The 6,000-nt window shown below is 36.0% G+C and carries 6 protein-coding genes; 3 read left to right on the top strand and 3 right to left on the bottom strand.

Translation table 11 applies throughout. The features are described 5' to 3' along the window. Positions 1-507 (top strand): RNA-guided endonuclease InsQ/TnpB family protein (locus tag B5D12_RS08615; RefSeq protein WP_143412081.1); only part of this gene is annotated, 507 nt, incomplete at its 5' end. A gap of 221 nt (positions 508-728) precedes the next feature. Here B5D12_RS08615 and B5D12_RS08610 read toward each other — a convergent pair. After that, positions 729-2,129 carry a DUF2130 domain-containing protein gene (locus B5D12_RS08610; protein WP_078756437.1) on the bottom strand — a complete coding sequence of 467 codons (1,401 nt, stop codon included), beginning with the start codon at positions 2,127-2,129 and terminating at the stop codon, positions 729-731. 444 nt (positions 2,130-2,573) lie between these two features. Continuing rightward, complete coding sequence (locus tag B5D12_RS08605) at positions 2,574-3,500, bottom strand: nitronate monooxygenase (RefSeq protein WP_078756436.1); 927 nt, start codon at positions 3,498-3,500, stop codon at positions 2,574-2,576. 736 nt (positions 3,501-4,236) lie between these two features. On the opposite strand from B5D12_RS08605, the gene mgsA reads away from it, so the two are divergent. After that, entirely contained in the window at positions 4,237-4,629 is a 393-nt protein-coding gene (gene mgsA, locus B5D12_RS08600) for a methylglyoxal synthase (protein ID WP_078756439.1), read from the top strand. Positions 4,630-4,791: 162 nt separating this feature from the next. Here the strand turns inward: mgsA and B5D12_RS08595 are convergent, their stop codons facing one another. Then, positions 4,792-5,199, bottom strand: a complete 408-nt coding sequence (locus B5D12_RS08595; protein WP_078756435.1) for a NusG domain II-containing protein — start codon at positions 5,197-5,199, stop codon at positions 4,792-4,794. A gap of 146 nt (positions 5,200-5,345) precedes the next feature. Here B5D12_RS08595 and B5D12_RS08590 point away from each other — a divergent pair, with 146 nt between their 5' ends. Next, positions 5,346-5,960: a 50S ribosomal protein L25 gene (locus B5D12_RS08590; RefSeq protein WP_078756434.1), complete on the top strand. Its 615-nt coding sequence runs from the start codon at positions 5,346-5,348 to the stop codon at positions 5,958-5,960. Positions 5,961-6,000: the final 40 nt, after the last annotated feature.

The raw sequence follows: 6,000 nt of genomic DNA, 5'->3' as shown, positions 1-6,000 counted from the left end.
AAACAATTACATTATTGGGAAAAGCGAATGGCCCGTAGACGTTTACAAGCCAAAAAGAACGGTGTAGCTTTAGTGGATGCGAAAAACTACCAGCAAGCCAAACGGCAAGTTGCCCGTATTCATCAACGTATCAAAAACATCCGTAAGGATTACATTCATAAGATTACAACCGATATGGTTAAAAGTTATGACGTTATCGTCCTAGAGGACTTGAAGACGACTAATATGATGAAAAATCATCAATTAGCTCGTTCGATTGCTGGCCAATCCTGGCGGATGTTTAGAACAATCCTAGAGGCAAAGTGCGAAATGTACGATAAGACATTTGTAGCGATTAATCCGTACAAGACGTCACAAAAATGTTCCAATTGCGGATATGATAGCGGTAAAAAAGCGTTAAATATACGTCATTGGACTTGTACGAAGTGTAATATGCATCACGATAGAGATATCAACGCAGCTAAAAATATATTAAATATTGGCCTGGAACAGGCCTTAGTTAAATAGCTTAGACCGCTGTTTTGCTTTGAAATAAGCAGAACAAGTCATGAGTGTTCCTAGAAACACGCCATTATAATGGCGTTGTAGTTCATCAATCTATCGATAGCACAGTGTGTATCAAATTTAAAGACGTTCTATTCGCTAGCTTTTTTGACAGTGAAGACACCGTGCAAATGGCTAGACGATAGAAATAATCCAACGGTTTTATATTTTGACTTGTTAATCAATTAGTCTTTTAATGCTTCAAATTTTGCGCGCATGGTGGGATTGTTACGCGTTAATTTTTTCACAGTTAAATCATCAGCTTTATTGTTTGCTAGACGTAAGTTATTTTCAGAAGATAATAAAGCAGCTTTAGTTTTTTCTAAATGCGTAATGGTTTTGTCAATTTCATCAATGGCTGTTTGGAATTTGCGGCTGGCCAAGTCATAATTCCGTGCGAAGGCTGATTTGAATTCTTCTAAATCTTCTTCAAAGTGTGCAATATCAATATTTTGTTCTCGAGTTAAAGCTAACTCTTGTTTATATTGTAGTGAGTTCATCGCAGCATTTCTAAGTAGACTAATAATCGGAATAAAGAACTGCGGACGAATAACATACATTTTTTCATAAGCATAGGAAACATCAACAATTCCATTATTATATAATTCATTATCCGCTTCTAGTAAGCTGACTAATATAGCATATTCACATTTCTTTTCAGTACGATCTTTATCTAATTCTTTAAAGAAATGTTCATTTTTCTTTTTAGTAGCTGTTTCGTCATTTTCATTTTTCATCTCAAACATAATCGAAATGATTTCAGTACCGTGTTCATCATATTCTCGATAAATATAATCGCCTTTACTTCCTGAACGGGCATCATTATCTTTCCCAAATTGTGCACGAGGAAAGGCGGTAGCGCGAATCTCATTAAACTGAATTTCGCAATGTTGTTCGAGACTTTCACCGACCATTTTAGTGGATTGTTTAGCTTTAAAGTCTTTATAGAAGGCGATGGTTTCATCTTTTTGCATTAATTGAATTTCATAGCGTTCTTTTAAGTTTTTCTGCTCAATTAAAGTTTCTTTTTCTAGTAATTGCAAACGATTGGTTAATTCATTAATTTCTTTATCTTTAGCTGTTACCAGTTCCATCGATGAAATCTTATGCGTATTCTCAATTTGTTTTAATTGAGCTTCCAAGTCGGCAATTTGTTTGTCGCGTTGGGTCAATTGTTCGGTTAAATCAGCTTTAATTTGCGTTTCTTTTTCAACTAAGGAAGCGGCAGTTTTTTCTTTTTGTAAATCAATTTGTGCTTGTAACTTCGCTAAAGCCTGTTCTTTTTCAGCGATTAATTTGGTTAAAGCTTGCTCTTTGTCGTTCTTTAGTTGGGTAATTTCACGGTCTTTTTCGACTGCTAATTGTGCTAACTCTTTTTCTTTATCATTTAATTGTTCAGTTAATAGTTTACTAATTTTTTCTTCGGCAAGGGCAATATCTTTTTGATGCTCTTCATTAATTTGTACTAAACGATTATGTAGTTCTTGATCAAATTCTGAGGTTCTAACTTGGCTAGCGATATTCGCATAACTTGTCTTATCAATTTGAAAAGTTTCACCACAATGTGGACATTTAATTTGGTGCATGTACTCAACTCCTTTGTTTGTCAATAGTATTGTATCATAGGGTGTGGTCAAGTTTCATCTTTGTATAAAATACGTAAATTTGCTGCCAAATACTTATTTAACAGTTATCCCTGATAAACCGATAATATTTTAATTGTAATAAATTAATTTAACAAAAATCCAGACTCAGTCAATTACCAAGCCCAGATTATAATAAGTCGCAATTGTAAAACACTTCTCTAATAGATAAGTTGTCTAGTAAGATTTAACCTTTGTAACTGAAAATGCATCCGTTTTTTGCATCACTAACTGACCAAATAAAATTCACAGTTCGGAATGTCCGTATATCATTTTATGAACAGAAGTATTGGTTGAAATTTTATGATTCTGAAAGGCGGTATACCATTTTTTAACAGCTATACTGCTTCAACATCATGATTCGTATTTCACCGAAAATGTTGTCGATTAAATGACTGTTCGATTTAAGACGGCTTTTGCTTCTTGATAAATATCTTCAATAATTGTGTGAACCGGCTTAATTTCACGAATCATTCCTGCAATTTGGCCGGCCATTAGCGAACCGTTCTCAAGATCACCGTCTTTAACAGCTTTGGCCAAAGATCCAAGTGTCAAGCTTTCTAATTCATCACGGTTAGCATACGTATTTTCCAGTTCAATAAATTTCTCAGTCATTTGATTACGAAGACAACGCACTGGTGCGCCAGCTCGTGTACCAGTGACAACCGTATCGGTATCGATTGCTTTGAGTATTGCTTCTTTATAGCCTTTGGCAATCGGACATTCTTCACTCGCTAAGAAGACGGTTCCTAATTGAACCCCTTGCGCGCCTAAGGTGTAAGCAGCGGCCATCCCGCGACCATCTGCAATTCCACCGGCCGCAATGACGGGGATTTTAACGGCATCAACGATTTGGGGAATCAGTGCCATAGTGGTGGTGGTACCAATATGACCACCTGCTTCTGTTCCTTCTGCAATAATCGCATCTACTCCTAATTCTGCCATCTTAATGGCATGTTTGACGCTCGCAACTACAGGAATGACTTTAATCCCGGCTTCTTTTAGATAGGGCATGACATGCTTGGGTGTGCCGGCACCGGTTGTGACGATTGGGACTTGTTCATCAATGATTACTTGGACTAATTCCGGAATATTTTCCATCATCAACATCAAGTTTACGGCAAAAGGACGATCGGTAATTTTTCTTAACTCGCGAATTTCATGACGTAAGGTTTCAGCTGACATGCCACCTGAAGCAATAATACCAAGTCCACCAGCTTGTGAAACGGCCGCGGCTAGGGGGTAGCGTGCAATTTGCGCCATCGCTCCTTGAAAGATGGGATATTGAATATTAAAAAGTTGTGTAATGGTCATAAGGCATCCTCCTAAAAGTTTGATTTATATTTCACAAGTTAATCGTATCATAAAATTTATCACTTTAATAGATTTCGCTGGATAATTTTATGAAGAAGGAGCCTGAAGAAAAATAGATGGTTTTCATTTAATCTACCGAACGCTGCCACAGTTTAGACTTGGCATGAAGTAGACAATCGGATGCTATTTTGATGCGTCTGTCTAAAACTTTGGAAGTGGACCAGAAGTAGAAAATCGAATGATTGAATTTGACCAAGTTGAGGCCTCATCTTTTTAAGACGCAGTTTGATGCTTTTCAACATACAGTTGACCATTAGCGAGTAATTCTTTGACTAGATTAATCAATTTGATACTTAGTCTCTTTAAAACATCGTTTTATGTCGCTTGACCATTGTGAATGTTATTAACCAAATTTACCAAGTTTATACTAGCCATGAGAAGGAAAGCCATTCATAAAATCATACTGATTAAAATCTAAGAATAATCGCTCAGTGGTACTAAGTGGAGAATGAGAATGAAAAAGAAGGAGTATCAATTTATAAATGGGAACCTATCCCACATCATTGTCTGTTTAATTAAATAAATTATCAAAAGTGGGGTGATGGTCGTTTTAGAAGTGAGATAATAAATTAGCATGTTCATGCCTTATCAAAGGGCGTTCTTTCGATAGCGCTCACTTTGCGCAATATGATATAATATAAGTATGAGAAAATGAATAAAGTGAGGATAACTAATGATGAATATTGCCTTAATTGCCCATGATCAAAAGAAACCTATCATGATTGAATTAACAGAAAAATATTTAGATGTGTTGAGTCAAAATACGATTTATACTACTGGAACTACCGGTAAAGTAATCAATGAAAAAACAGGGTTAGTCGTCAATCGTTTAAACTCAGGTCCATTAGGTGGCGACCAACAAATTGGTGCGATGATTTCCGAACAAAAAATTGAATTGGTTATCTTTTTACGTGATCCATTGGCAGCACAACCGCATGAACCGGATGTCAATGCGTTAATTCGTTTGTGTGATGTCTATAATATTCCATTGGCCACGAACATTGGAACGGCCGAAGTATTACTAAATGCTTTACCATTAGTAGAAGCAGTTGAAGAAGGCGCCCTTTAATGAAAAAAGGTGACATTGATTATAGAAGGTGCCCTTTAAATATAAAAATCACCCTTTAATGATAGAAGGCGGTATCGCATTATAAAAAAAATAACGGAAAATGGGTATTCCAATTAAGGAATGCCATTTCCGTTAAGCCTGCTTTTTTATAGTAAGTATGTGTCACAAAGGAAGGACTAATTCATCTTCTTCGGGCTCACCTAAAACTTCGATAATTAAGCCATGTGGTAAGCAAATTGCTGTTTGACCGGGACGTTTTATCCAACCGGTCTTAACCCCGATTTGATCAGGAGAATTATCTTCTTTAATGCGAATGTGGTCACCTTCGCGTTCGATAATATTATATTGGTTATCACCGGGATAATAAGTCTTTTGTACGTTTTCGGCGCCTTCATATAATTCGAAACGATCGACTTCTTTTCCATGTATTTTGACAATCGCATAATTGGTCACTTCTGGTTGCATTGAATATTGAATCGCGGTAACGATGGTTGGTAAAAAGGAGAGAAATACAGCGAAGGTAATTAAGATATAATCCCATGGTTTTAGAAAAGTAATTATTTTCTTCATTCTATCACTCCTTTCATTGATCTTACTTGTTTATTGTATACAAAATACACACTTTTTGCTAGCCTTTTGTTGAAAATTTTGGTATCATATTGTGTGTGCAACTATTAGCGCTATTAAATTAGGAATAGTAAGGAGAATATATTTATATGAATTTAAAAGCAGAATTAAGAACAACTACAGGAACTTCAGCTTCTCGTAAAGCTCGTCAAGAAGGTAAAATTCCAGTAGCAATGTACTCAAAAGGGGAAGAAACCCAATCTTTATTAATTGACCGTCGTGAATTCGAAAACATCTTGAAAAAAGAAGGTGTTAACGCGGTATTCAATGTTGATATCGATGGAAAAACACAACAAGTTTTAATTAAAAACTTTGTTAAAGCTTCATTAAAAGATGAGTTCTACTCAGTAGACTTACAAGCTGTTTCAGCAGATGACAAATTACAAGTTGAAATTCCAGTGGTATTAGTTAACGAAGAAACTGTTAAAGTAGGTATCGTGGACTTATCATTATCAACTGTATTAGTTGAAACAACACCAGCAAACATTCCTTCATCATTTGAAGTTGATGTTAAAGGTATGGAAATTGGTGACGTTAAATATGCTTCTGACTTAGAAATGCCAGCTAATGTTGAATTAGTTACAGATGCAGAAGAATCATTAGTGTCAGTCGTAGCTCCAACTGAAGAGCCAGAAGAAACAACTGGCGAAGATGAAGTTGCGGAACCAGAAGTAATCGGTGAAAAAGAAGCAACAGAAGAATAATTTCTAGTAGGAAATGGAGGTTGGGGCGCAAGTCTCAACC

It is taken from the genome of Globicatella sulfidifaciens DSM 15739 (genome assembly GCF_900167405.1).
In the GTDB taxonomy this organism is placed as follows: Bacteria; Bacillota; Bacilli; order Lactobacillales; family Aerococcaceae; genus Globicatella; species Globicatella sulfidifaciens.
Note: the sequence above shows the minus strand (reverse complement) of the source record. Positions and strands in the feature narration are given on the sequence as shown.